23 protein-coding genes and 1 pseudogene are annotated in these 25,705 nt (G+C 69.4%); 19 read left to right on the forward strand and 5 right to left on the reverse strand.

Features of this window, described 5'->3' with window-relative positions:
- Positions 1-24 precede the first annotated feature (24 nt).
- A complete protein-coding gene (locus ACFO0B_RS29530) occupies positions 25-1,557 on the reverse strand; it encodes an aldehyde dehydrogenase family protein (protein ID WP_378616614.1) in 1,533 nt (510 codons plus the stop codon).
- A gap of 175 nt (positions 1,558-1,732) precedes the next feature.
- Between ACFO0B_RS29530 and ACFO0B_RS29535 the strand changes: the two genes are divergently transcribed.
- Genes ACFO0B_RS29535 through ACFO0B_RS29555 form a run of 5 tightly spaced genes read left to right on the forward strand, consistent with a single transcriptional unit; the run spans position 1,733 to position 6,080 of the window.
- On the forward strand, positions 1,733-2,194 hold the full coding sequence (locus ACFO0B_RS29535) for a Zn-ribbon domain-containing OB-fold protein (RefSeq protein WP_378616616.1): 462 nt from the start codon (positions 1,733-1,735) through the stop codon (positions 2,192-2,194).
- On the forward strand, positions 2,188-2,661 hold the full coding sequence (locus ACFO0B_RS29540; protein ID WP_378617287.1) for a Zn-ribbon domain-containing OB-fold protein: 474 nt from the start codon (positions 2,188-2,190) through the stop codon (positions 2,659-2,661). The genes ACFO0B_RS29535 and ACFO0B_RS29540 overlap by 7 nt, the downstream gene beginning before the upstream one ends.
- Positions 2,654-3,724: a lipid-transfer protein gene (locus ACFO0B_RS29545; RefSeq protein WP_378616618.1), complete on the forward strand. Its 1,071-nt coding sequence runs from the start codon at positions 2,654-2,656 to the stop codon at positions 3,722-3,724. Before ACFO0B_RS29540 ends, ACFO0B_RS29545 begins: the two co-directional genes overlap by 8 nt.
- Positions 3,721-4,869 (forward strand): thiolase domain-containing protein, encoded by a 1,149-nt coding sequence (locus tag ACFO0B_RS29550; RefSeq protein ID WP_378616620.1) that lies wholly within the window; start codon positions 3,721-3,723, stop codon positions 4,867-4,869. The genes ACFO0B_RS29545 and ACFO0B_RS29550 overlap by 4 nt, the downstream gene beginning before the upstream one ends.
- A 14-nt stretch (positions 4,870-4,883) precedes the next feature.
- Entirely contained in the window at positions 4,884-6,080 is a 1,197-nt protein-coding gene (locus ACFO0B_RS29555) for a thiolase C-terminal domain-containing protein (RefSeq protein ID WP_378616622.1), read from the forward strand.
- A gap of 153 nt (positions 6,081-6,233) precedes the next feature.
- Here the strand turns inward: ACFO0B_RS29555 and ACFO0B_RS29560 are convergent, their stop codons facing one another.
- The gene (locus ACFO0B_RS29560) at positions 6,234-7,316 is read right to left on the reverse strand and encodes an NAD(P)H-dependent amine dehydrogenase family protein (protein ID WP_378616624.1); all 1,083 of its coding nucleotides are present in this window, start codon (positions 7,314-7,316) and stop codon (positions 6,234-6,236) included.
- Between the two features lie 85 nt (positions 7,317-7,401).
- Between ACFO0B_RS29560 and ACFO0B_RS29565 the strand changes: the two genes are divergently transcribed.
- Together ACFO0B_RS29565 and ACFO0B_RS29570 are read left to right on the forward strand one after the other, a co-directional pair.
- Positions 7,402-8,142: a glucose 1-dehydrogenase gene (locus ACFO0B_RS29565; RefSeq protein ID WP_378616626.1), complete on the forward strand. Its 741-nt coding sequence runs from the start codon at positions 7,402-7,404 to the stop codon at positions 8,140-8,142.
- A gap of 84 nt (positions 8,143-8,226) precedes the next feature.
- Positions 8,227-8,886 (forward strand): TetR/AcrR family transcriptional regulator, encoded by a 660-nt coding sequence (locus ACFO0B_RS29570; RefSeq protein ID WP_378616628.1) that lies wholly within the window; start codon positions 8,227-8,229, stop codon positions 8,884-8,886.
- A gap of 102 nt (positions 8,887-8,988) precedes the next feature.
- Here the strand turns inward: ACFO0B_RS29570 and ACFO0B_RS29575 are convergent, their stop codons facing one another.
- From ACFO0B_RS29575 to ACFO0B_RS29585, 3 genes are all read right to left on the reverse strand, one after another.
- The gene (locus ACFO0B_RS29575) at positions 8,989-10,581 is read right to left on the reverse strand and encodes an AMP-binding protein (protein ID WP_378616632.1); all 1,593 of its coding nucleotides are present in this window, start codon (positions 10,579-10,581) and stop codon (positions 8,989-8,991) included.
- A 113-nt stretch (positions 10,582-10,694) separates the two neighbouring features.
- On the reverse strand, positions 10,695-11,663 hold the full coding sequence (locus ACFO0B_RS29580; RefSeq protein ID WP_378616633.1) for a hypothetical protein: 969 nt from the start codon (positions 11,661-11,663) through the stop codon (positions 10,695-10,697).
- A 25-nt stretch (positions 11,664-11,688) separates the two neighbouring features.
- A complete protein-coding gene (locus ACFO0B_RS29585) occupies positions 11,689-12,090 on the reverse strand; it encodes a hypothetical protein (RefSeq protein WP_378616635.1) in 402 nt (133 codons plus the stop codon).
- Positions 12,091-12,332: 242 nt separating this feature from the next.
- On the opposite strand from ACFO0B_RS29585, the gene ACFO0B_RS29590 reads away from it, so the two are divergent.
- The 12 genes and pseudogenes from ACFO0B_RS29590 to ACFO0B_RS29645 all read left to right on the forward strand — a co-directional run bounded on the left by ACFO0B_RS29590 (position 12,333) and on the right by ACFO0B_RS29645 (position 25,687).
- Positions 12,333-13,568, forward strand: a complete 1,236-nt coding sequence (locus ACFO0B_RS29590) for a helix-turn-helix domain-containing protein (protein ID WP_378616637.1) — start codon at positions 12,333-12,335, stop codon at positions 13,566-13,568.
- A 211-nt stretch (positions 13,569-13,779) separates the two neighbouring features.
- The gene (locus tag ACFO0B_RS29595) at positions 13,780-14,370 is read left to right on the forward strand and encodes a toll/interleukin-1 receptor domain-containing protein (protein WP_378616639.1); all 591 of its coding nucleotides are present in this window, start codon (positions 13,780-13,782) and stop codon (positions 14,368-14,370) included.
- A complete protein-coding gene (locus tag ACFO0B_RS29600) occupies positions 14,370-14,708 on the forward strand; it encodes a hypothetical protein (RefSeq protein ID WP_378616641.1) in 339 nt (112 codons plus the stop codon). The genes ACFO0B_RS29595 and ACFO0B_RS29600 overlap by 1 nt, the downstream gene beginning before the upstream one ends.
- Positions 14,709-14,810: 102 nt before the next feature.
- Entirely contained in the window at positions 14,811-15,095 is a 285-nt protein-coding gene (locus ACFO0B_RS29605) for a LuxR C-terminal-related transcriptional regulator (protein WP_378616643.1), read from the forward strand.
- 141 nt (positions 15,096-15,236) lie between these two features.
- Positions 15,237-15,806, forward strand: a complete 570-nt coding sequence (gene grpE, locus ACFO0B_RS29610) for a nucleotide exchange factor GrpE (RefSeq protein WP_378616645.1) — start codon at positions 15,237-15,239, stop codon at positions 15,804-15,806.
- 36 nt (positions 15,807-15,842) lie between these two features.
- Positions 15,843-17,435 (forward strand): Hsp70 family protein, encoded by a 1,593-nt coding sequence (locus ACFO0B_RS29615; protein WP_378616647.1) that lies wholly within the window; start codon positions 15,843-15,845, stop codon positions 17,433-17,435.
- A gap of 4 nt (positions 17,436-17,439) precedes the next feature.
- The gene (locus ACFO0B_RS29620) at positions 17,440-20,169 is read left to right on the forward strand and encodes a hypothetical protein (protein ID WP_378616649.1); all 2,730 of its coding nucleotides are present in this window, start codon (positions 17,440-17,442) and stop codon (positions 20,167-20,169) included.
- Between the two features lie 140 nt (positions 20,170-20,309).
- Entirely contained in the window at positions 20,310-21,368 is a 1,059-nt protein-coding gene (locus ACFO0B_RS29625) for a TRAFAC clade GTPase domain-containing protein (protein ID WP_378616651.1), read from the forward strand.
- 3 nt (positions 21,369-21,371) lie between these two features.
- Positions 21,372-21,767 (forward strand): annotated as a pseudogene (locus tag ACFO0B_RS29630) (GAP1-N2 domain-containing protein); the annotation flags it as partial.
- A 3-nt stretch (positions 21,768-21,770) separates the two neighbouring features.
- A complete protein-coding gene (locus ACFO0B_RS29635; protein ID WP_378617289.1) occupies positions 21,771-23,801 on the forward strand; it encodes a GAP1-M domain-containing protein in 2,031 nt (676 codons plus the stop codon).
- Positions 23,801-25,444, forward strand: coding sequence for a TRAFAC clade GTPase domain-containing protein (locus ACFO0B_RS29640; protein WP_378616653.1), 1,644 nt, complete (start codon positions 23,801-23,803; stop codon positions 25,442-25,444). Before ACFO0B_RS29635 ends, ACFO0B_RS29640 begins: the two co-directional genes overlap by 1 nt.
- A gap of 39 nt (positions 25,445-25,483) precedes the next feature.
- Complete coding sequence (locus tag ACFO0B_RS29645; RefSeq protein WP_378616655.1) at positions 25,484-25,687, forward strand: hypothetical protein; 204 nt, start codon at positions 25,484-25,486, stop codon at positions 25,685-25,687.
- The last annotated feature ends 18 nt before the right edge of the window (positions 25,688-25,705 follow it).

The following is a 25,705-nucleotide window of genomic DNA, read 5'->3' on the forward strand; positions in this document are numbered from 1 at the left end:
CGGGGCACGGCCCCCGGACGCGGCTCAGCGCATGAGTCTGCGCGCGATCCTGCTCCCGAAGCCGAGCCGGATGGTGCGGTCGAGCGTCTGCACCATCTCGTCGGCGTACGGGTACCAGATGCTCTCCTTCTTCGGCCCCCAGCGGTCGATCAGCACCGGCTGCGCGTGCGTGAACCCGCGCAGTGCGTCGATGCCGTTGACCTGCCCGAGCCCGCTGTTCTTGCGCCCGCCGAACGGCGCCTCCGGCACCCCGTAGATGACCGAGGCGTCGTTGTGCACCACCGACCCGGTGTGCAGCTCGCGGGCCAGCCGGACCGCCTTCGCCCGGTCCCTGGTGAAGACGCTGCCGCTCAGCCCGTAGGCACAATCGTTGGCGAGCCGGACGGCCTCGTCCTCGTCGGCGACCCGCATGATCGAGACGATCGGGCCGAAGGTCTCCTCGCGCATGAGCTCCATGTCGTGCGTGACGTCGACGACCAGCGTCGGCTGGAAGTAGACGCCGTCCGCGGTGTCCTGCTCGCCGCCGAGCAGCACGGTGGCGCCCTTGTCCCTGGCGTCCTGCACGTGCTTGCTGACGATGTCGAGCTGGCGATCCCAGAAGAGCGGGCCGACGTCCTTGCCCGCGCCGTAGGTGACCGCAGCCGCCTTCTCCCGCACCTTGGCGACGAACTCGTCGGCCACGCTCTCCACCACGTAGATCCGCTCGACCCCGACGCACACCTGCCCGCTGTTGAACATCGACAGGTACACCGCGCCCGCCGAGGCCCGCTCCAGATCCGCGTCGGCGCAGACGATCATGGCGTCCTTGCCGCCGAGCTCCAGCGTGCACGGGATGAGCCGCTCGGCGCAGGCCGCCGCGATCCGCTTGCCGGTCGGCACGCTCCCGGTGAACGAGATCTTGTCGATATCGCCGTCGACCAGGGCCGCGCCGGTCTCCCCGTCGCCGTGCAGCACCTGGAGCACGTCCTCGGGGACACCGGCCTCGTGCAGCACCTTCACCGCCCACTCGCCGGAGTGCGGGGTGACCTCGGACGGCTTGAGCAGCACCGCGTTCCCGGCGAGCAGCGCCTGCGCCACCGGGTTGATCGAGAGCACGAACGGCCCGTTCCACGGCGTGATCACGCCGACGACGCCGAGCGGCCGGTAGCTCACCACCAGCTTCTTCAGCGGCGCGAGATAGCCGTGCAGCCGCCGCTTCTCGTCGGCCAGGTCCTTGACCGCGCGGCCGCTCCAGTAGTTCAGGAAGTCGCAGGAGGGCAGGATCTCCACCGCGAGCGCCTCGACCAGCGGCTTGCCGGTCTCCCCGCGCACCGTCGCGGCGATCTCCGCGCGGCGGTCCACCAGCACCTGCACGGCCCGGCGAATGATCGCGGCGCGCTCCTTGACCGGCCGCTCGGCCCAGCCCGGCTGGGCCGCGCGGGCCGTCGCGATCGCGGCGGCGACCTCCTCCGGGGTGCGCACCACGATCTCGCCGACGTCCGCCCCGTCCGCGGGCGAGCGCAGGCCGAGCCTGCGGTGCCCGTCGGCGGTCGGCGGCAGCGTTTCGACGATGGCCAAGCGATCTCCTCACACCGAGTGGTGTAACAGGTTCTAATTGTGCTCGAGCTTACGACACCGGCGCACACCTGTACACCTGTCCGAGCAGACCGGTCCGCGGCGGTTCAATCAGTTGATTGACATCGCTGCGGTCCCGGTCCACGATCGGTGGGCGATCCCCACCCGAGGAGGCTCCGTGCCGAGCGAACCCGCTGATTCCAGCCTCACCGCGCCCTACAGCGTCGAGTTCCCGTTCACCCGCACGGTGGGGCCGACGCTCGGCGTGTTCTTCGGCGGGCTCCGCGAAGCGCGGCTCTTCGGCGCCCGCACCGACCGCGGCACCGTGCTCTGCCCGCCGCTGGAGATCGACCCGGAGACCGCGCGCCCCACCGGCGAACTCGTTCCACTCCCCGACGTCGGCACGGTGCTCGGCTGGACCGGGGTGCCGAGCCGGGAGCACGACGAACTCGGCCCCGGCCATTTCGCCTGGGCGCTGATCCGGATCGACGGCACCGAGGGCGCGCTCTTCCACGCGGTCGACGTCGGCGGCGCACTGGACCGGATCGGCGTCGGACTGCGGGTCAGGGTGCGCTGGCGCGCGGAGCGGGAGGGGAGCATCCGCGACATCGTCTGCTTCGAGCCCCTGGAGGAATCGTGACCCTGCCCGCCCCGGTGAGCACGTTCACCAGCCCGTTCAAGATGGACTACACCTACGTGGCAGGCGGCGGGCGCTCGCTCTTCCTGCGCGGCCTCGCCCGGCGCGAGCTGCTGGCCAGGCGCTGCCCCGGCTGCGCGCAGGTGTACCTGCCGCCGCCGGAGTTCTGTTCGCGCTGCCTCACCGAGCTCTCCGCGCCCTTCCCGCTGCCCGGCACCGGGACCGTGCGCACCTTCTGCGTGGTCAACTTCCCCTTCCCCGGGCAGAAGTTCGACCCGCCGTACGCGGTCGCGCAGATCCAGGTGCACGGCGCCGACACCAGGCTCATGCACCTGGTGCGCGAGATCGACTCGGCCGCACTGGAGATCGGCATGGAGGTGGAGTCGGTCTGGGCCGAGGAGGCCGAGCTGACGCACTCCCTGGACAGCATCCGGTACTTCCGGCCGACGGCGGGGGGTTCCGATGCGTGATGTCGCGGTGGTGGCGTACGAGCGGTCGCCGGGGAAGGCCGCCGACCGCGAGGTCGACATGGCCGAGATCCTGCTCCCGGTCATGCGCCGCGCACTGACCGCGGCCGGGATCACCCGCGACCGGGTCGACTTCTGGGCCTCCGGCAGCCACGACTTCTTCGAGGGCCGCACCTTCGCCTACATCGACTCGCTGGACGCGGTCGGCGCCTGGCCGCCGATCTCCGAATCGCACGTCGAGATGGACGCGGCCTGGGCGCTGCACGAGGCGTGGACCTGGCTGCAGCTCGGCGAGGGTGAGGTCGCGGTGGTGTACGGGATCGGCCGCGCCGCGCTCCCCAGCGACCTGGACCAGGTCATGGCCGCCCAGCTCGACCCCTACTTCCTCGCCCCGCTGCGCCCGCACCGCGACGCCGCCGCCGGGTTGCAGGCCGCCGCGCTGCTCGCCGCGGGCGCGCTGGCCGAGAAGCAGCTGGCCGAGGTGGTCGCGCGCAGCCTCGCCGCCGCCGTGGAGGAGCCGGGCGCCCAGGTCAGCGGGGTGGTGACGGTCGAGGAGCTGCTGGCGGCGCCGTACGTCGCCAGCCCGCTGCGCGCGCACGACTGCGGCCCCGCGGGCGACGCCGCCGCCGTGCTCGTGCTCGCCGCGGGCGACACCGCGCGGGCGCTGGCGGAGCGTCCGGCGTGGCTGCGCGGCATCGACCACCGGATGGACACGCACTACCTCGGCGCGCGGGATCTCACGACGTGCGACACCGTGACCCGAGCGGCGGCGACCGCGGCCGAGTTCGCCGGGTTCGGCGCCGCCGACGTCGACATCGCCGAGCTGCACACCGAATACAGCTACCAGGAGCCGTTTCTCGCCGCCGCGCTCGGCCTCGGCGCCACCCCGGTCAACCCGGGCGGCGGCCCGCTCACCGGCCGCCCCGCCACCGCGACCGGGCTCATCCGGATCGGCGAGGCGGCGGCGCACATCCTGCGCGGCCGGGCCGGGCGCACACTCGCGCACGCCACCAACGGCCCGGCGCTGCAACAGAACATGATCTGCCTGCTGGAGGGTGACCGATGAGAACCGCCGTCGTCGGGATCGGGCAGAGCAGGCAGGCCAAGCGGCGCGAGGTCACCATCGGCGCGCTGGTGCGCGAGTCGGTGGACGCCGCACTCGCCGATGCCAGGCTGGAGTTCGCCGACATCGACGCGGTGGTGCTCTCCAAGACCCCCGACCTGTTCGACGGCGTGATGAACCCCGAGCTCTACCTCGCCGACGCCATGGGCGCCCGCGGGCTGCCGGTGACCAGGGTCTTCACCGGCGGCAGCGTAGGCGGGCACGCCGCCATCCACGGCGCGCACCTGGTGCAGGCCGGGCTGGCGAAGCGGGTGCTGGTGGTCGCCTACTCCAAGGAATCCGAGGGCGACTTCACCTGGGCGCTCTCCCGCGGCCTCCCGTTCAGCGCGCACCTCGGCGCGGGCGCGGGCGCGCACTTCGCCCCGATCATCCGCGAGTACATCCGCCGCTCCGGCGCACCCGAGCACATCGGCTGGCAGGTCGCGGTGAACCACCGGCTGAACGCCACCCGCAACCCGTACGCGCACATCCAGCGCCCGGACATCACCGTCGAGGAGGTGCGCGCGTCGCGCATGCTCTGGGACCCGATCCGCTATTTGGAGTCCTGCCCGTCGTCGGACGGCTCCTGCGCCATCGTGGTCACCGGCGCGGAGGACACCGGCGGCGGCACGCACCCGCCCGCCTGGATCCACGGCATGTCCTGGCGCACCGAGACCGGCCACTTCGCCGGCCGCGACGAGGTGAACCCCGAGGCGGGCCGCCAGTGCGCCGCCGACGCCTACCGCCAGGCCGGGATCACCGACCCCGCCACCGAGATCGACACCGCCGAGCTGTACATCCCGTACAGCTGGTACGAGCCCATGTGGCTGGAGAACATCGGGCTGGCCGAGGAGGGCCGCGCCTGGGAGCTCGTCGACGACGGCAGCACCGCCTTCGGCGGCAGGCTGCCGGTGAACCCCTCCGGCGGCGTGCTCTCCGGCAACCCCACCGGCGCCACCGGGCTGCTCCGCTTCGCCGAGGCCGCGCTGCAGGTGCGCGGCACCGCGGGCGAGCACCAGGTGGACGGCGCGCGCCTGGCCGTCGGGCACGCCATGGGCGGCGCCTCCCAGTTCCACGCCCTGTGGGTCGTCGGCAGCGACCGGCCCTGATCCGAGGAGAACGCATGACCAACCGGGCCTACGTCGTCGGCGTCGGAATGACGAAGTTCGAGAAGATCCAGAGCCGCGACTGGACCTACCCGCAGATGGTGGCCGAGGCGGTGAGCGGCGCGCTCGGCGATGCGGGCATCGGCTACGACCGGGTGCAGCGGGCCGCCGTCGGGTACGTGTTCCAGCCCTCCACCGCGGGCCAGCGCGCGCTGTACGAGGTCGGGCTGACCGGGATTCCGGCGGTGAACGTCAACAACAACTGCGCCACCGGCACTTCCGCGCTGCTGCTCGCCCAGGAGTGGGTGCGGTTCGGCGCCGCCGACGTGACCCTCGCCCTCGGCTTCGAGCAGATGACCAGGGAGGCCATGGCCGGGTCGGGGGCGCGGCCCGCGGTGACCACCATCGACCGGCACCTGGCGGCGCTGAAGGCCGCGGCCGGGTTCGGCACCGCGCCGCTCACCACCCAGTTCTTCGGCGCCGCCGCGGCCGAGCACATGCGCGCGCACGGCACCACGCGGGAGCAGCTGGCGGCCGTCGCGGTGAAGAACCACGAGCACTCGACGCGCAACCCGTACGCCCAGTTCCAGAACGCCTACACCGTCGAGCAGGTGCTCGCCGACAAGCCGGTGCACGACCCGCTCACCCGCTCGCAGTGCTCACCCATGTCGGACGGCGCCGCCGCCGCGGTGATCGCGAGCGAGCGGTTCGTCTCCGAGCACGGGCTCGGCGGGCAGGCGGTGGAGATCGCGGCGCAGGCGCTCGTCACCGACGACGCCGAATCCTTCGCGAGCGGGTCGATGATCGACGTGGTCGGCACGCCCATGACGCGGCGGGCCGGGCGGCAGGTCTTCGAGGCGGCCGGGGTCGGCATCGAGGAGGTGGACGTGCTCGAGGTGCACGACTGCTTCTCGATCAACGAGCTGCTCACCTACGAGGCGCTCGGGTTGTGTGCGCCGGGGGAATCCGGGGCGCTGGTGGAGTCGGGGGCGACCACGTACGGCGGGCGGTGGGTGGTGAACCCGTCCGGGGGGCTGATCTCCAAGGGGCATCCGCTGGGCGCGACCGGGCTGGCGCAGTGCGCCGAATTGTCCTGGCAGTTGCGGGGGCTGGCGGAGGGACGGCAGGTCCCTGGTGCCCGAATCGGGCTGGCGCACAACCTCGGGCTCGGCGGGGCCTGCGCGGTGACGCTGTACCGCGGTCCGCGGGAATAGGGGCCCGGCACGACCGCGCCGTCGAGCCAGGCCGCCCCACGCGGTCACGACACCGAACCGGCCCGCGCACGGCTCGGCCGCGGGGCGGATCCGCGACGCACGGCTCGGCCCGGCGGCTCTCGGGCCGGCCGGAACCCGGCCGGCCCCTGCCCCTCACATCACGGGGACCGCGAACACTCCCCTGCCGGTGCCGAGCGGCAGGTCCGCGGTGGTCCGCAACCCGGGCTCCGCCGCCACCACATCCGGGATCGCGTTCACGATCCGCCCCGCCGCCGCCACGATCGCGGCGTGGTTGTGATCGCCGAGCTCGCTGGTCGGGCAGATATCCACCGTGTACGACGGCTCCCCCGTGATCTCCACCCGGTACGACCCGCCCTCCTGCGCCGGCCGCGCCCAATCCGGCCGCAGGTCGTCGCGGAGCCGGGTCACGTGCTCCACCACGATCGCCGGATGCCCGCCGACCCGCCCGACGATCTCGAAGCGCAGCGCCGCCACCCCGCCCTTCGGCACGTGCCCGGCCGCGATGTCGAACGCCTCCGGCGCCGGCTCCCGCTCGTAGCTCTCGGTGATCTCGTCCAGCTCGATCCCGAACCCCGCCGCCAGCTGCCGCAGCGTCGACCCCCACGCGATGGTGAGCACCCCGGGCAGCAGGAGCAGCGGCACCTCGTCCAGCGGCTTGCCGAACCCCATGACGTCGAACATCACGGTCGCGCCGTCGTAGGTCGCGTAGTCCGCGATCTCCAGGCAGCGCACCTGCTCGATCCGCTGACAGGTGGAGGCGAGCGCGAACGGGATCAGGTCGTTCGCGAACCCCGGGTCCACCCCGGTGACGAAGAAGCTCGCCCCGCCGTCCACCGCCGCCCGCTGCACCCGGTCGATCACCTTCTGCGGCAGCACCTGCCACGGGTACTGGAACGAGACCGGCGCCGAGCCGACCACGTTCACCCCGGCGGCCAGGAACTTCAGGCAGTCCTCCAGCGCCTCCATCGGCCTGGTGTCGCCCATGGCGCAGTAGACCGCGCAGTCGGGCTCCAGCGCGAGCAGCGCGTCCAGGTCGTCCACCGCGGTGATGCCGGTGACCACGTCGAGCCCGGCCAGCTCCCCCGCGTCCTTCCCGACCTTGCCCGGCGTGGCGACCGCGAGCCCGGCGAGCTCGAAGCGCGGGTCGGTGACGAGCTGGCGCAGCGCCAGCGCGCCCACGTTCCCGGTGGCGATGTGGACGACGCGGATGGGCATGGAATCTCCTCTGCCGAACGGTGATCGAGCACCTGTCCGGATATCTGTCTGGAACCTGTTCCAGACCCTATGATAACGTCGCCCCATGGGACGCGTGGACGGCAAAGTTGCACTCATCAGCGGCGGGTCGAGGGGCATGGGCGCCGCGCACGCCAAGCTGCTGGCGGCCGAGGGCGCGCAGGTCGTCATCGGCGACATCCTGGACGACGCGGGCAAGGCGCTGGCCGAGGAGATCGGCCCGAACGCGCGCTACGTCCACCTCGATGTCACCCAGCCCGAGGAGTGGGACGCGGCCGTGGCCGTCGCCGTGCAGGAGTTCGGCTCGCTGACCGTGCTGGTCAACAACGCGGGCATCGTGAACGGCGCGCCCATCCACAAGTTCGATCTGGACCAGTGGCGCCGCATCCTCGACGTCAACCTGACCGGCACCTTCCTCGGCCTGCGCGCCGCCGTGCCCGCCATGAAGAAGGCCGGCACCGGCTCGATCATCAATGTGTCCTCGATCGAGGGGCTGCGCGGGGCGCCGTGGGCGCACGGCTACGTCGCCACCAAGTGGGGCGTGCGCGGCCTGGCCAAGTCGGCCGCGCTGGAGCTGGCGCCGCTCGGCATCCGGGTGAACTCGCTGCACCCGGGGCTGATCCGCACCCCCATGACGGAGAACATCCCGGACGACATGGTCACCATCCCGATGGGCCGCCCGGCCGCGGTGGAGGAGGTCGCGACCTTCGTGCTCTTCCTGGCCAGCGACGAGTCGTCCTACGCCACCGGTGCGGAGTTCATCGTGGACGGCGGGCTGGTCGTCGGCGTGCCGCACAAGACGTCGTAGGCCGGGCGCCGCGCCGGAGATGGCGGCAACGCCGCGCCCCGCGTCGGTCTCGCGGACCGGGTGCGGGGCGCTAGGGTCGGTTTCGTGACTGCGGGCCGGGATACAGCGGGATCCGGCGCGCCGCGCGCGGACGTCACGCTGTCCACCGACCGCAGGCTGGTGGCCGCCGCCGAGCGGCTCTTCGCCGAACGCGGCATCGACGCCGTCTCGCTGCGCGCGGTGATGGCGGCGGCCGGCGCCAATGTCGCGTCGGTGCACTACCACTTCGGCTCCAAGGACGCGCTGGTCCGGGCCGTGATCCGGGCGCGCGGCGGGGAGATCTCGGTGCGCCGCGCCGAGCTGCTCGACGCCGCCGAGGCGGGCGCTCCCTCCGCCCGCGCCCTGGCCGAGGCCTTCGTCCGCCCGGTCGCCGATGCCATGGCGGCGGGCGGCGGTGACTGGGTCACCGTCGTCGCCGACGTGATCACCGTCAACCACGGCGCGCTCCGCCAGATGACCGAGGAGTTCGCCGGTCAGGCCGTGCGCTTCACCGAGCTGCTCACCCGGCTGCACCCGGAGCTCCCGCCGCGCACGGTGCGCTTCCGCCTCACCCAGGCGATGACCTTCACCTTCCAGACCCTCGGCGACCGCGACCGGCTGCGTGACATCCTCGCGCTCAGCGGCACCCACCTCACCGCCGAGGAGGTGCTGGCGGAGCTGCTCGACACCGTCACCGCGATCCTCGCGGGTCCGCCGGACCGCTGAAACGGGCCGTCGCACGCACCGCGCCCCGCCCCCACCGCCGGGCAGCACCCGGGACGCGGCTGCGCGCCGCGCCCGAATCGCACTGCCCGGCGGCATGATTCCTCAGTTCACCTGACGCGCCGACTCGCCCCAGTACTGCGCGCGCAGCGCCTTCTTGTCCGGCTTACCGAGCGGGCTCACCGGAATACTCGCCGCGAAATCCACCGACTTCGGCGTGTACACCGCCCCCTTGCGCTCCTTGACCAGCGCCTGCAACTCCTCGACGGCGACCTGCTGCCCCTCGCGCAGCACCACCACCGCCTTGACCGCCTCGCCCCACTTGTCGTCCGGCACCCCGATCACCGCGGCGGCGCTCACCGCCGGATGCGCCGAGAGCACGTCCTCCACCTCGCGCGGGTACACGTTGAACCCGCCGGAGACGATCATGTCCTTCTTGCGGTCGACGATGTAGAGGAACCCCTCCGCGTCCTGCCGCGCGATATCGCCGGTGTGCAGCCAGCCGAACCGGGTCGCCTCCGCCGTCTGCTCCGGCTTGTTCAGGTACCCCTGCATGACCAGCGGCCCGCGCACGCAGACCTCGCCCGGCTCGCCGTCGGGCACCGTATTGCCCTGGTCGTCGAGGAGCGCCACGTGCAGCCACGGCACCGGCTTGCCGCAGGAGGCCAGCCGCTCCGGCTTGTCCAGGTCGTGATCCTCCTTGCGCAGCACCGAGATCGTCATCGGGCTCTCGGCCTGGCCGTAGAACTGGAAGAAGATCGGGCCGAACTTCCGGACGGCCTCGGCCAGCCGGGTCGGCGAGATCGCCGAGGCGCCGTAGAAGACCGTCTCCAGGCTGGACAGGTCGTACTTGTCCAGCTCCGGGTAGTCGAGCAGCGCGTACAGCATGGTCGGGACCAGCATGGTCGAGGTGATCCGGTACTTCTCGATCGCCGCGAGCACCGCCGCCGGGCTGAACCCGGGCAGCACCACGATCGACCCGCCCTGCAGGCTGGTCGGATTCCAGAACGCGCCGCCCGCGTGGCTCAGCGGCGTGCAGACCAGGAAGCGGGTCTCCGCCGGCCACTGCCACTCCGCCATCTGGATGCGCAGCAGCGCCGCCGCGCCCCGGTAGCTGAGCATGACGCCCTTGGACTTGCCGGTGGTACCGCCGGTGTAGGCCAGGCTCCCGGTGTCGTTCAGCGACACGTCCGGCGCGGTCAGCGGCTCCGGCTCGAACCCCGCCGCCGTCGCGATCAGATCCGTCCCCGCCGCGGTGGGCCCCAGCGCCAGCAGGGTTTTCAGGCTCGGCACCGCCGCCGCGAGTTGCGCCGCCCGCTCCTCGTACTTGTCCGGGTCGTAGATCAGCGTCTCGATATCGCCGTCCGCCAGCGCATACGCGTGGTCGTCCAGCGACCCCATCGGGTGCAGCGACACGAACCGCACCCCGACGACCCCGTTCGCCCCCTGCGTGAACAGCACCTCCGGCCGGTTCGCCGAGAGCAGCGCCACCCGGCTGCCGACGCCGAGCCCGAGCGCCCGATACGCCTGCGCGACGGTGCTGATCCGATCCCGCACCTCGCGATAGGTCAGCGTCTCGTCGCCGATGTGCACGGCGGTCCGGTCGGCGTAGCGGTCCAGCGAGCGGATCAGCAGATCCACCGGCAACGGCTCCCGGTGCAGCGGATCGGGCTCCCGGCTCGGCGCAGGTGTGTTCATCGTGCCCCTCTCGGCGCGTGCCGCAGTCGAAACTGAGACGTGTTCTTCTCGGTTGCGCCGGACCACGGCCACGGCGCAACCCGGCCGGCGGACGGTCGAAACTATAACACGTTCTAACTCTCCAGCGAGGCTTGCGGCGCGGATTCCGACCCCGGGTCGCCCGACATGGCGGTCGCCCTGCCCTGCCCGAGAACGAGGCACTGGAGATCCACGTCGTGTACGAGTCGCGGTGCGGCCCCGAACAGCACGGCACCGACGGCGACCAGGAAGGTGCGAATCACCGAATCACTGCCGCGCTTGGTTCTGGGAGCCTGGTACAACAGGAACCTGGCCTGCTGCCAGCTGGCGACATCGTCGGCACCGGCGCCCGCCAGCAGGTCGATCGCCTGCCGGAACATCTCCGCTCGGGCGGTATTCTCAGCGGTCACCACATAGATCGGAGCTCCACCGGTCTCGAATCTGCGGGTGTCACATCCGCGCCCCGCGACCCGCGCCGCCAGCTCCCGCGCCAGCTCCCGCGCCGCCGCGCCGCGCACCAGCCTGTTCCCGTCGATGCGAGTGCCGTCCGGCAGCCGGACGGAGCTGGTCAAGATGTCACCGGCGGCACCGCTGCGGAGAAAGCGGGCTTCCGCCGCCCGTCCGTACCGGAGCGTGACCCGGAATGCCGGCGTGCTGACTCCGCCGGTGAAGACCCGGTCGACCTCGTTCCAGGTGCTGTTGAACCGCAGCCTGCCGACGCGGCCGATTCGATCGCAATTCGGACCGTAATGGTCGATGGGGGCCAGAAAGCGCTCGGGATCGACGGGGACAGCCGTACCGTGCCGAACAGGCGAGACACGGGCGAGACGGTAACGCCACTGCACGAGTTCGTGGTAGGCCGCAAGCAGTGCGCGCACACGCCGGGGTCTGCCGCGAAATTCCTGCCACTCTTCGCTCAGTACTTCGTGGACGCGCCCCGCCGCCACCACCTGCATATCCGCGAATCGCCGTACCCGGGTCAGCTCACCATCGTCCGCAGAGCTCAGGGCGAGATGTGGAGTCGGGAAACAATCGAAGCCTATCGCACCGTTTTCCGAGTGCACCGTTGCTCCCGTTCTCCATCATCGGTCAGGGTTTCAATCCCGCCGAAACCGCCCAGTACCCCACGACCATCACCGTCAGAACGCCAGGTATCGCCGCGACCCCCGGTGTTCGCGCTGCCCGCACGAGCGCCCGGAAGGGCTGCCCGGACTCCGGCACCATTTCGAATAGTGTCGTTTCCATTGCGCTCGGCTCCCGGATCTGCCGCGCAACATCGGCGAAGAGCACGCGATAGCGCCGCTCCAGGCTCAGGTAGTACGCGTCCAGGCCCCAGAAGATCCATGCCGGAGCCAATGCGAACAGAATCAACATCGACGTTCTCGAATCCTGTGTCGTCAGGAACGCGAATATTACCGAGACGAGAGTAACCGACCAACCTCGAACAGTGAACGATTGCTGACTCAATCTCGTGATAACAGTTTGCAGCATCTCCAGATGTTTTACACGATGATCTGTATTCATGCGCCCCGAGTCCCTTCGATCCTACTCACCGAAGAGTAGCCCAACTGGAACTATAGCCGCGAGAAGCGCACCTGTGACTGTAGATACGTACACTCGTGGCAGAGGCACGTGCAGCGACTTGAATGCATACGAAGATCGCCGGGGCAAGTCCGTCGAACGGCGGACACCGATCCCGAGCACAGTTGGAATTTACGCGGAACGATGGAGTGGTGGATCGTACATTCGGCCAAGAGTTGCGCAGGCTCCGGCTCAAGAGCAACCTGTCACTCGGCGAACTCGCAGAGCTCGTGTACTACAGCAAGGGCCATCTGAGCAAGATCGAGAACGGCCGGGTGACCCCGATAGCCCCGCTCGCCCGCGCCTGCGACTCCGCGCTGTCGGCGGACGGCCGGCTGATCGCGCTCGCCGCCACCGACACCAGGCCCGCGCCACAGCCGGAGCTGCCGATCGACACCGCGTGGACGCAGCACCTGCATCCCGATGGCTCCGGCATCATCGAGATCAGCGAGTCTCCGGGCCCGCCGATTGTGACCTACCCCGCTGTCGCCGGCTTCTCCACCGATCCGATCGCCGGGCTGGCGGCGGTGTTCGACGAACTCCGGCGGCTGGGCCGCAGCACCAGCCCCAGCATGGTGCTGCCCATGGTGGCGGCGCAGAACCACGTCGCCACCGCCGCCGCGCACCGGGGTTCCGGCGGCAACCGGCCCCTGCTGCTGCACCATGCCGCCCGCACCGCCGAGTTCGCCGGGTGGATGGCGCAGGAGTGCGGAAACGATGTCGGCGCCACCTGGTGGACCGAGCGGGCGGTCACCCTCGCGGCCGCGGCGGGAGACACCAGCATGGCCAGCTATTCACTGGTCCGCAGGGCCGTGCTGAGCCTGTACCGGGCCGACTCCTCGGCCACGACCGGGCTGACCGAGCAGGTGCTCGGCGACAGCGCGATCGATCCACGAATCCGATGGCTGGCCGCGCTCGGCGCGGCCCAGGGCTATGCCATCGGCTCGGACGCGGCGAACACCATGCGCGCGCTGGAGCGCGCGGGCGAGCTCTGGGATCACGTCCACCGCGCCGGCACCGACGATCCACTCGGTCCGCTGGCACTGCACGGGCGATCCATCTTGATCGAGGCGTGGTGCCACTACGATCTCGGCAACCTCGAGGCTGCCGCCCGGCTCTTCGATGCCGGAATGTCGGCTGCCAGCGGGCAATCGGATCGCGATCGCGCCCGATTCGGCACCAGACAGGCGCTCGTCCATGCCGCGATGGGTGACGTCGACCGGGCCTGCGAACTCATCGAACCGCTGCTGAACGTAGTACGCGCCGTCGATTCGGTCACCGTTCGCCTGGATCTGCACGACTTCGCCCGCACGGTGAGCCGCTTCCCGGGCCATCCGGTCGTGCACCGCATCTCCACCCCGCTGCGGGACGCGCTCAACCGTCGCTGAATTCCGAAGTTGCGCCTGTTGCCTGCACGAGCATGCAACGGGCAACCATTGTCTCGGTCCGGCCGCGGACGGCATCCTGGGAACAGACCGTCGAATCGGATTCGCATCGCGGGAGTGACACCACGGATCGAGGCTCCGAGAAACGAACGGGTGCGACGCACCCGACGCGTGTCACATCTGTCCCCTATCCCATCGCGAGGAGCGAACCCTTTTGACGAAAATCTTCCTCAACTACCGCATCGCGGACAGCGCGTATGCGGTGCGCGAGATCTCGAAGCAGATGGCGGAGCGATTCGGCCGCGACAACATCTTTCGCGACGACGATTCGCTACGGCTCGGCACGCTCTACGCGCGCCGGATCCGGAAGGCACTCGAGCAAGCTGACCTGCTGGTCGCGGTGATCGGACCGCACTGGCTAGATGCCTCCGATACCACCGGCAACCGCAGACTCGACGACCGCGAGGACTGGGTTCGCCTCGAGCTCGCCACCGCCTACCGGCGCGAGACGCCGGTGATACCGGTGCTGCTCGACGACACCGAGCTGCCCGCCGTCGACCAGCTGCCCCCGGACATCCGGGATCTGGGCCGCTCGCAATTCTGGCGCATCCGCCAGCGCACGATGGACTCGGATATCGACGACCTGATCGACCGGATGGTCCCCGACCTCGGGTCTGCGGCATCCGGCCCCGCGCCCGGCGGCTACCCCACGCAGAACATCACAGCCAGTAACAACAGCAATGTCGTCACGAACAACGGAGGTGAGCAGAACATCACGTTCGGCGGCCCCCGAGGGAGGCGGTGATGTCGCAACCTCCCGGCCCGCATCAGAATCCGCATACGCAGCAGCAGAACTACTCCGCCCACCACAACAGCAATGTGTTCGCCAACAACGGCGCCGGCAATCAGCGAATCCGTATCCATACTGCGGCAGCGCGTCCGAAGCGCACCTGGGCGTGGATCGCCCTGGTGGGGCTGCTGATCGCCGATTTCGCCTCCTACCAGTACGGCCAGGCCGCCTACACCGGGGGCGTGGACGAATCCGGCGACTTCACCCGGGCCACCGTCTTCATCGCGCTCATGGTCATCACGGTCCTGATGCTCCGCATCTGCGGCCGAGACATCAAGAACCGGTTCTTCTGATCCGGAGCTCCGGACGGGGCAGGTCTCGCGCGGCTGGGTGACCGACGTACAGCAGGCATCGTTTCCGATGCCGGCTGTACGCCTCTCGTGAAGGAATAATTCATGACAATCACTCCGAGTTCCGAGCACCTTCCAGCGGATTTCTCGAGGAGATTCGGCTTGCGGCCAGCACTCAGTATGCGCGAGATCGAGGTACTCCTCGCCTGGATCGATTCGGATTCCAAGACTGAAGCCGGCCGGCGTCTGTTCATATCCCAGGGGACCATCAACACGCATCTGTCCCGCATCCGAGAGAAATATGCAGCGGTCGGGCGTCCGGCCACGACAAAGGCCGCACTGGTCGCGCGCGCGCTGCAGGACGCCCTGATCGATATCGATGACCTGTAACCGCGTGGCCCGAAGTGTCCGTCGAATGCCCGACATCAGGAAACTCCGGAGCTGGATAGGGTCGGCGCCAGACGACGACCGACAGCCGAACCGCCCGAGAACACCTGTCAGTAATCAGACGATTCCAACCGAGAGAGAACAGTGACCCACCCCGAAGGCCTCGCTGCGCCATTCAACGAGGACGAGCACGCGACCATCCCATCGTCGGCCCCCACGACGCCCATGGCCAGCCGGGTACTGCAGGATCTCACCGACGAGATCCGGCGTCTGAACGATCGTTCCGAGAGCCTCGAGGCGATCAACAAGCGGATGCACGAGCGCGTGGCCGTCCTCGAGGGCGACCTCCTCCGAGCGAGTCTGCGCCCCGTGATCAAGTCACTCGCGGAGTTGCACGGCGAATGCGTCCGTAATGCGAAACACGCCGGCGAACTCGGCGAATCCGAGGGTACCCGGGCATTCGCCGAAGACTTCCTCACGGTCACCGCCCGAATCGAGGACATTCTCGAGGGGCTCGGCGCGGTCACGATCGGCGTCGAGATCGGCGATCCGTTCGATCGGCGGATCCACCAGCCGTGCGGAACGGTCGGCACCGAGATCGAAGCACAGCACGACCGCGTCAGCTCCATCTATCACCAAGGGTTTCGCAATGTTTCCTCGGACAAGCCGGTGATCTACGCAAAAGTTTCGGTCTGGAAGTACGTCGAGCACTGAACACCCGCATCACCCTATCGACCAGATCGGAAGACAGTGACAGACATTTTCGGTGTCGATCTCGGCACCACCTTCTCCGCGATCGCTCACATCGATGACTTCGGGCAGCCGCTCGTGATCAACAATCCCGACGGCCTGCCGACGACGCCGTCAGCGGTCTATTTCGAACCCGAGACGGGCCACGTGATCACGGGACAGGAAGCGAAGAACACCGCCAAGGTGGACGCGGACCGCGTGGTCACATTGATCAAGGCCTTCATGGGCGAGACGCACCCCCTGGAGTTCGACGGCAAGCCGTTCAACCCCGAGTCGATCTCCGCCCTGATCCTGCGCGCCCTCGCCGCGTACGCGGAGGACGGCACCGGGAAGAAGGTCGAGCGGGTGGTGATCACGGTGCCTGCGTACTTCGGCGTCCGCGAGCGCGAGGCGACCAGGCAGGCCGGCGTGATCGCCGGGCTCGACGTGGTCGGCATCGTCACCGAACCGGTCGCGGCCGCGCTGGCGTACGGCGTGAAGATCCGGAGCGAACGGAGAACCGTCCTGATCTACGACCTCGGTGGCGGAACCTTCGACACCACGATTCTGCGCATCTCCCCCGAGGCGCTCGAGGTGGTGGCGATCGACGGGAATCGCAAGCTCGGCGGCGCACACTGGGACGAACGGCTGGTAGCGCACATCTACGACCGCTTCATCGCGGAGACCGGCGTGGATGACGACCCCATGGACGACGACTACTTCGCGCAGAACCTCTACGAGGAAGCCGAGAAGGCGAAGATCTCGCTGTCCAAGAAGGAACGGACCACGATTTCGCTCAAGCACGGGAACGACCGGGCGAAACTCGACATCAGCCGGGCCGATCTGGAGGAACTCACCAGCGGACTCCTGCAACAGACCAGAGACATCGTGGAACGCACCCTCACCTCGGCCCGCGAGAAGGACCCGGGGATCACGATCGACGAGGTACTCCTGGTCGGCGGATCGTCCCAGATGCCCGCGGTGACCGCGATGCTGCGCGCAGATTTCGGCTGGGAGCCCAAACTGTCCGACCCGAATCTCTCGGTCGCGAAGGGGGCCGCGATCTACGCGACGCTCTCCGAGGCGGATCGCACGGGCATCGAGCCGGGGTCCACCGAGAAGAAGTTCCTGCCGGGAGATACCAGCGGCGAAACCCACACCCGCCGGATCACGAATGTGCTGCCGAAGGGGCTCGGAATCCAGTTCGTCGACACCACCGGCTCCGAACCGGTGCCCTTCATCGAATTCCTCGCACGCAAGAACGACCGGCTTCCCTTCCACAAGACGATCACCGCCTACACCGCCGCCGACAACCAGACCGCGGTGGCCATCGAGATCTTCGAACAGGGCGGTGAAGTCGAGTCCGAGCGACCCGCGGACAACAGGCGGATCACCCCGGACGGCGGCGCCGTGATCAGCGGCCTTCCGCCGCTCCCTCGCGGTTCGGAGGTCCACATCGACGTCTCGATCGACGCCGAGGGGTTGGCCGGAATCGAGGCCGTCGAACCGGTGTCCGGCAAGCGGCTGACGCTGACGGTGGATGTGAGCGTGCTGCAGGCCGAGGATGTCGAGTCGGCCAAGCAGATCGTCCGGGAACTCGTGCTGGAGACGTAGTCCGGTGGATGCCACAACCTACAAGAGCACCGTTCTGGTACCGCTCCGCAAAGTCCATCTCACCGATCTGACCAATGGGATCGCGGAACTGAACAACGGCGCCGATCTCCCGGCCAGGCTCGACCTGGCCATGGTCTACGCGATCGATCCGGGGATGACCGACACCCAGATCGCGGAGCGCATCCGCGATGTCCGGCTCTGGTGGAACAACAACATGCAGCGGAGCAACGTCAAGGAGGTCGCGAAGTTCTGCAGCAACCTCGACGGGCTGCTCGTCGGCAAACACCGCGACCTGACCAGCGCGGAATTCTGGCGCCGGTGGCGGGACCAACGCACCCGGAATGCGAAGTCCGCCCTGGATACAGTCGCCAGAATGCTGGAGAACCAGTATCGCGATTTCGGGATCGTCACCCTCGCCCAGGTGAAGGCGGCCGCGGCCACCGACGGACTGCTGAGCCGGCTCTCCGATGCCGAGCTGGCCGCCTGCGTCGAATCCTCCGTCGCGCTGCGCTTGGTCGACGAATTCGAGGAGCCGGAGTGCAAGCTGCCACAGAACGTGCGCGGCGAGTGGGATACGACCGTCAATCTGCGGACGGTACTGGACGCGATTTTCCTGGAGGATCCGCCCTCCGGCTTCCGGCTGATCGGCGGGTTCGCCTGCCCGGGTAGGCGACCGCCGGACACCGCGGCCATCCGGCAGGCGCTCGTCGCCTGCGACAAACGGGCGGGCAGCGAGATCGAATCGGTCAAGAAGCTGCTGCACGCACTGCGGGACGCCGAGTCCAGAGGCATAGATCCCGCAGTTATCGCCCTGGTGCAGCTGCTCGAGCTGGCCCGGAAGGTGTTGCAGGGCGGCATCGTCGCGCTCGCCGTCGACGCCCTCACCGACAAGGGCCTCGATCGCGTGGATGCCGCTCGGGTCGTGCTGCACTGCGTGGACTCCGCTTCCACCCGGACCAGCCGCGACACCCCGGAACGGGTGATCGAACTCATCACCGAGGGAAAGTTGCGCAGCGCCCGAGCGCTGTACACGGCGCTGTGCAATATCGACGCGCACGCGGGCACCGAGGGGATGATCCAGGCGCTGAACACGCTGTCCCGGACCGAGCGGCAGGTCACCACCCTGCGCACGGAGGCCGAGGGCGCGCGGCGGGACGGCCGGATCACCGCGGCGGCCGAGTTGCTCGGCCAGGCGGCCGCCCTGGCCGAGGACGACGAAACGCTGGCCCGGCTGGTCGCATCGCTGCCGCCCGCGCCACCGAACTCGCTCGGCCTCGCGGTGCTGTATCCCCCGGAGGCTCCGGAGAACAGTGTCCGGCTCTTCTGGCCGAAGAGTTCCGGCGCCGACGAGACCACGACGTACGAGATCGTCCGGAAATCCGGCTCGGCGCCGCGCGATATCCGGGACGGCGTCACCGTCACAGCCACCTCCGCCACCGAGATCGTCGACGCCGGAGTGCCGGTGGCCGAGCCGATCTGGTACGGCGTCGCCGCCCGGCGCGAGGGTGAGGCCTCACCGGTGACGACCGCCGAGATCACCGTACTGCCACCGATTCGCGATATCGTCGTGACCACGGAGCCGACCAGCGTCACCGTGCAGTGGAACACGCCGGTCCGGGCGGCCCGGACCGCGGTCGTGCGGACCGACCCTGACGGCAGGCAGCACACCGTGTCCCCCGGCCGGGCGAACACCCTGCGCGCGGAGCACCTCCGGACCTCGGAGACCTATACCTTCGACCTGACCGCGGAGTACGTCGGGCCCGCGCGGGAGGTTCTCGCCGCCGCCCCGGTGCGGGTACGCGCGGTGCCGCGATTGAAGGCCGGACCGGTTACCGATCTCTACGTCCGGCCCGTCCGATTCGTCGAGGGGCGCGCCGAGATGGTCGCGGAGTGGGTGGCGCCGACCGGCGCCGACACCGAGATCTGGCGTTTTCCGAGCCGACCCGGCTGGGCCGTCGGTTCGACGGTGGAGTACTCGGCTCTGACCGCCGCCGATGGCGCACGGTTGCCGGGCGCTGTACGGCGCGAGGGCGACACCGTGCGGCTCACCGCCACGGTCGCCGCCGGGCTGTGCCACTACCTCGCGATCACACCCGATCAGTCGGCGGCCATCGTCGGCGGGGCCGCGTCCCTGGCCATCTGCGAACCGGTCATCGAGCCCAGAGTGGAGCGATTCGGTGACCAGGCGGTGGTCAGCTGGCAGTGGCCGCGCGCGGATTACCGCGTCGAGGCGGTGTGGTCGGCCGGTGCGCACCGCGGCAGCGTCCGGACCAACCGGACGGAGTACATCCGCAACGGCGGGCTGCGCATCACCGTCGGCTCCGGCGCGGTGCGGATCGGTCTCTCCAGCATCGTGGAATCCGCCGAGGGACAGTGGTCCTCACCGGAGGTGGAGTTGCGACTGGACGGGGCGAAACTCAGCGCCCGATACCGCATGCTGTGGCCCGGACGCCTGCTCGGCCGCGGGCCGCTGCAGATCGAGTTCACCGCCGATGCGCCGACAAGTGGGGCGGTCGTCCTCGTCCACGCCCAGAGCGGCTCCTACCTTCCCCAGCGCGCCGCCGAGAACGCGGTGGTGCAGCGAATCGCACTCGACATACCCCCGGACGGGCCGCAGCTGGTGACAGTGCCGCTACCTCGGCTCCCGAAGCCCTACTGGGTCCGCTGCTTCGCCGAATCCGCGGAGGTTCTCACCTTGAACGACCCGCCATCCGACACCCTGAGAGGCCGCTGATGGTACTCGCGCGCATCACCGGAAAAGCAGCATGCCCGTACTGCTATCACCGAATTCGGCTGAACAACATCATGTTCCGGTGCAGCGGGCGTCCCGCTCCCGGCAAGGACGCCTGCCGGCCCGAAGTCGACGCCGAACGGGTGCGGCAGCTGCGCGACGCGACACCGGTGCAGAAAGCGTTCCCCTCGCCGTTCAAGCTGTTCCGGTCCGGCCAGCGGGCGGAGTGCCCGGCGTGCGCGGGCACCGCGGGAACGCGGGTGTGCCCGGCGTGCCGATCAGTGCTCCCGTCGGCATTCGGCTCGGGCAGCCCGATGTTCGGCATGGTCGGCACCAGAGCAGCGGGTAAGACCGTCTACCTGACAGTTCTCGTGAGCGAGCTGCAGGAGCCGACCCGGCGCCGATTCGGCGCGGCCACCTACTTCGTCGGCGAGTCACCGATGATCAAAGATGTCCGGGAGTGGCGAAGGGGTATGGACAACGGGGCGTTGCCGCAGTTGACCGAACGCGCTGCCGTATTGGCGCGCACACCGGTGGTGATCGATTGGCAGCAGGAGCGCCGCAACGGTATCGGCGTCCGGCGGGTGGCCTCGACCGCACTCTCGTTCTACGACACCGCGGGTGAGGATCTCGAGACCACGAACTCGACCAAGGACCAGCAGTACCTGACCGCGACGGACGGGTTGATCGTGGTGCTCGACCCCTTCCAGATCGCGGGCAACACGAAGCGCGCCGCGGATCGCGGCGTCGCGGATCGCTACGACCCCGACCACCCGCTGCAGGTGTTGTCGAACGTCACCGAGATGCTGCGGGCGGCGGACGGCGTCCGGCACGACCGCAAGATCAACCGGCCGCTCGCGGTCGCGGTCACCAAGATCGACGCCTTCTACGACCAGATTCCGGCGGACAGCCCTATCCGCAGGCCCGCACCAACGGCACCGCGTTTCGACGAGGCCGACTCCCTCGACATCCACCAGCACGTCGCCGGGCTCATCAATGAGTGGGGCGGCGACGATGTACTCCGGCATCTGGAGATGAACTACCGCAGGTTCCGGCTCTTCGCCGTCTCGGCGCTCGGCGCGGAACCGGACTACCGATCGGGCCGCACCGACTCGCACGGAGTCCGCCCGCACCGGGTGAGCGAGCCGCTGCTGTGGTTGATGGCCAACCGGCGGATCGTCGGCACCGGCAAGGGACAGTGACCGATGGTATTCAGCTCACTGCTCTACACCGAGGCAACCGTCGACCGGTCGGTGCATCGACGCGAAGGAATGCAGTTCCAGGCCGAGAGCGCCGACGCGACGGCGGAAATGGAGCAGGCGGTCCTCGCGCATCTGCTGTATCGGCCCAACCAGGGTCTGATGGCCGCGGACACACCGATCGAGGAGCACCCGCTCTCGTTCTGCTACTACCGCGTGCGCGATCACTACTACCTCGCGACCGGCCGCTACGCGGGCCGGGACAGCAGGGGCCGCGCGGGCAATCAGCTGACCCACTGCCTGGTGACCGTGGATCCGGATGACATCCGGCCGTCGCGCCCCGCCCAGTTGTTCCGCTCCGGCGCCTGGCTGACGCGTCCCGCCGAGTCGACCCGGCTGGAGACGGTGGCCGCGCCGCTCCATGTCGCCGAGGAATACCAGCCCGCCGCGCTGCATGCCATGGCGTGCGCCCAGCCAGGCGCCGCAGAATTTCTGCCGAAACTGCTGACCGCGTTCGAGGAATCGGCCGGACCGCAGCGGAAGAAGGTCGTCATCTCGGCGGTCGATTCCGATCAGGCGATCCGCTGGATAGCACTGGGGAGCCTGTTTCTCGACCTGGCCGATGTACTGGAGCTGTCCTTCCGCGTCTTCACCGAGGCTCCGCTGGAGGAAGATCTCTCGATCGCGGTGTTCCATCCCGGACTGACGCGTTCGGCACCGGTGATCGAGGCGCTCCCCGAAGCCCTCAACGGCATCGACCTGGCCACGTTCCGGAGCTCCCCGATCACTCCGTCGGAGTCCGCCACGACCTACTCCCGATGGTTCCTGGAGTACGACGCCTTCGACTCCCTCGAAGCCATCGAGCTCGGCCGCCGCTGGCAGCCACACCTCGCATCCCCGGCGCTGGCGACCACCATGGCCGGCATCGTCTGCCTGGGCCGACCGGCCGGACCGGACATGGAGGTCACCGATATCGCCGAGGCACTCGCGGCTGTCTCGGCGCACGAACCGGACGACATGGACGAGTACGGCGCTGTCCTGGCCGAGGCCGTGCTGTCGATCAAGCCCGCCGCGTCGGACGATCCGGCCGCCCTGCATGGGGCCGTCGTGGTGCTGAGCCGCAATCGCCATCACGAGGCCGCCGAGACGGTGGCGCTCGCCCTGCTCGAAGGCGCACGGCTGTACCCCGATACCTACGGTGTCCGCTGGGCCCGCGCCGTCCACCGCTCGGACGCCGCCGACAAGACCCGGGTCAGATGGACCAGTTCCGACTCTCAGCAACGTGCGATGCGGCTGCTGGTGGAGACCCTGGCCGCAGCTGCGGACTCGGCACTGGCACCGCTGTTCGAGGTGATTCCGAGCCTGGGGCTCGGCGTCCGCTGGGCGGCGGTCCAGGAGCACGGGGCACGACTGGTGCGGTACTGGTGCACACACCCGGACGCCGTGGACCGCGCCGGAAACACCGCGTTCTACGCCGAGCTCGAGGCGCAGCTGTGGCCCGAGCTGGAGACCCGGGTTCGCACCGGCGACGAGATCGTCCGCCGCGCGATGACGGCCGGAGAATGGAGCTGGCTGCGCGCGAGCGCCGACCCGGGCAACTCGTCGTCCGCCGTTACCGCGGCGCTGACCGCCGCCGCCGTCGCCGCGGCACCGCCGGAGCAGCGCGGCGCGCTGCTGACCGGTTATCTGCGTACCGCGACGGCTCCCGACTGGACGCTGTTCTTCCCGGCCAGACGGAGACCGGAGCCGGAGCTGCTCGGCGTCTGGGTGACCCAGGACCGGGCCGCACTACAGGATCCGGCCTTCGCCGAGCTGGTCGATTCGGCGATCGACAAAGAGATCGCGCGCGATTCGGTCGAACTTCTCGAGCAGATCGCCCATCTGGACGGCCTCCCGGAGCCGCTGGCCGGGGTAGCGCGCGAATACGCGCGGACGCACCGCATTCTGCGCGCCCTCGGCGACATGGCCGACGAGATACCCAATCCGGTGCTCGAGGATCTGGAGACGGTCGACCATCGATTCCGGTACTACTACCGCGCGGCCATCGCGAGTCATCTGCTCGTGCAGAACGATCTGGCGGGAGTCAGCCGATATCTGAGCGCGACCCGTTCCTACGAACTCCGGGATCACTTCTACTACCGCACGACCGAGCAGCTGCAGCACGGGTTGCGTGACTTCGCGCACCGGCTGCTCTACCTGTGCGAGGCGGACGAGACGTCGGCCTGGATGCGGGGGGACGTGAAACGCGCCTTCGGCGACTGGCTTCGCAAGCCGGCCAACAAGCGGCGAGCGCTCGACGCCGCCCGCCATCTCGATCGGCACCACAGTGCCCTGTGGAACGCACTCGTGCAGCAGCTGTCCGACGACCGCCAGCAGGTCTCGCCGCAGTCTCGAAAGTTGCTGTCCATGAACAGGTTCCGGAAGGGGCAGCACTGATGGCAGACGGAGGTGAGGCCGCCGGAGCGGTCATCGTCGGCGCGATCGCCGTCGCGGCAGCCGTCATGGTGATCTGGACCGCGCTGGCCGCGACCCTGGAGATCTTCTCCTACCTGGTGCTCGTCTACTACCCCCTCGCGGCCCTGATCGGGCTGCTGACGGGGATGGCCTGCGCCGCGACGGTCATAGCCCAGGATCTGCTCGCAGCGAGTACGCGAACCGGCCGGACCCTGACCCCCGACGACGTCGCCGGTGCGGGCACCCTGTTCAGCGACCCGCCGCGCGGCCCCGCGCGCTATTTCGGCTGGGACCGGGCCTGGCCGCGCTACCTGCCGTTCCAAGCACAGCGGGACATCGTGGACGCCACCCGCGCCGCCACCCGCTTTCTGACCACGCAGTCGGCGCGGGTGCAAGCCGAGTGCCGCTCCCCCGCCAGAATCGTCCTGTATATCGTCTTCGGGGCGCTGCCGCACGCCGCTTTCGCGCTGTCGTTCGTCGTTTTCGCGGCGTTCCTCGTGGCGGTGTGTGCGACCTTCGTGCTGATCGGCTGGCTGCTGCAGGTCCTCGCGATCGTGCTGCTGCGCACGACCGACGCGGTGATTCGCCGGGTCTTCCGGCTGTCGACCAGGTGCGTTACCTGCTACGAGGTGGCTCGGTTGCCGAGTTACCGCTGCGTGAACTGCTCGAATGTGCACCGCGATCTCCGGCCCAGCAGACTCGGGGTGCTGTGGCATCGCTGCGAGTGCTCCGCCGTGCTCCCTACCACGATCATCCGGGCGTCGAGCGGTGCGCTCCGCAAGAACATCGTGTGTCCCTACTGCGATCGGACCCTGCCCGATGGCAGCGGCAGCAGGCAGACCATCCAGGTGCCGACGTTCGGAGCGGTCGGCGTCGGGAAGACGCGTCTGCTGTTCTCGGCCGCGATCGGGCTGCACGAGGCGTACGCGCCGCACAGCACCCGGATCGGGCCGCTCGACGGCCGCTCGCGAGCCGCGCTCGACATCGCCAGGGACGTCATCGGCGCGCGCAAGCACACCACGAAGACCGCACACGGTCCGAGCCCGGTCGCATTGGCCATCCTGGTCGAGCCGATGCGGGGGCGGCCGGTCGAACTCCATCTGCTCGACGCGGCCGGCGAGCACTTCACCGAGAAGGACGGCGCCGCGCCGCTGCACTACCTGCATTCGGCCGAGACCCTCCTGTTCGTGATCGATCCGTTCTCCACCGACGACATGCGTGCCGCGATCCCGGATCCGGCCGCCGCCGGCCTCGTGGTCGGTGACAGCGGACCGGAGGATTCCTACTCGATCACGGTCGAACTGCTCCGCTCGGCGGGGCTCGACTCGACCGGACGCGCTCTCGGCATCGTCGTCTCGAAGGTCGACGACCTGCGCAGGCTCGGGTTCGATCCGGCGCTCGATCCCGACGACCAGCAAGCGATCGAGCAGTGGCTGGTCGACCGCGGCCTGGACAACCTGGTCACCCGCGCCGGGCAGGATTTCGGTCGAGTCCGGTACTTCCTCGCCGACTCCATGGGGCAATCGATCCTCGACCCCTGCCATCCGCTGCACATCGTGAACTGGCTCGCCCAGCAGGTGTCGGTGGATCTCCTTCCCGCCGCGACTGTCGGGGCCCGGCCCTGACCCGGCACCGCACACCGCCTTCGATCGAATGGACCCATCGTGAATCCCGGTCTGCCCCCGACCTACATCGTGCTGCGGCGAGCTCTGGCCGGAGCGATCGTGTTCGCCCTGATCGTGCTGGCCGTGCTGGCTGCTCTGTACGCCGCGAGCGGGCTCTGGCAGGCGCCGTTCCACGACACGCTCGCTGCGCTCGAAGAATGCCAGTACGTGATCTCCCATCTGGTGCCGTTCCCGTGGGAATAGGCGATTCGAACCCCGTGT

Origin of the sequence: Nocardia jiangsuensis, from assembly GCF_042650385.1 — a bacterium.
In the GTDB taxonomy this organism is placed as follows: Bacteria; Actinomycetota; Actinomycetes; order Mycobacteriales; family Mycobacteriaceae; genus Nocardia; species Nocardia jiangsuensis.

Bases quoted from the DNA above. Each gene is read 5' to 3' on its own strand.
- ACFO0B_RS29545 (WP_378616618.1), top strand. From the start codon at position 2,654: ATGCGTGATGTCGCGGTGGTGGCGTACGAGCGGTCGCCGGGGAAGGCC.
- ACFO0B_RS29550 (WP_378616620.1), top strand. From the start codon at position 3,721: ATGAGAACCGCCGTCGTCGGGATCGGGCAGAGCAGGCAGGCCAAGCGG.
- ACFO0B_RS29555 (WP_378616622.1), top strand. From the start codon at position 4,884: ATGACCAACCGGGCCTACGTCGTCGGCGTCGGAATGACGAAGTTCGAG.
- ACFO0B_RS29560 (WP_378616624.1), bottom strand. From the start codon at position 7,316: ATGCCCATCCGCGTCGTCCACATCGCCACCGGGAACGTGGGCGCGCTG.
- ACFO0B_RS29565 (WP_378616626.1), top strand. From the start codon at position 7,402: ATGGGACGCGTGGACGGCAAAGTTGCACTCATCAGCGGCGGGTCGAGG.
- ACFO0B_RS29575 (WP_378616632.1), bottom strand. From the start codon at position 10,581: ATGAACACACCTGCGCCGAGCCGGGAGCCCGATCCGCTGCACCGGGAG.
- ACFO0B_RS29585 (WP_378616635.1), bottom strand. From the start codon at position 12,090: ATGCTGCAAACTGTTATCACGAGATTGAGTCAGCAATCGTTCACTGTT.
- ACFO0B_RS29600 (WP_378616641.1), top strand. From the start codon at position 14,370: ATGTCGCAACCTCCCGGCCCGCATCAGAATCCGCATACGCAGCAGCAG.
- ACFO0B_RS29605 (WP_378616643.1), top strand. From the start codon at position 14,811: ATGACAATCACTCCGAGTTCCGAGCACCTTCCAGCGGATTTCTCGAGG.
- ACFO0B_RS29640 (WP_378616653.1), top strand. From the start codon at position 23,801: ATGGCAGACGGAGGTGAGGCCGCCGGAGCGGTCATCGTCGGCGCGATC.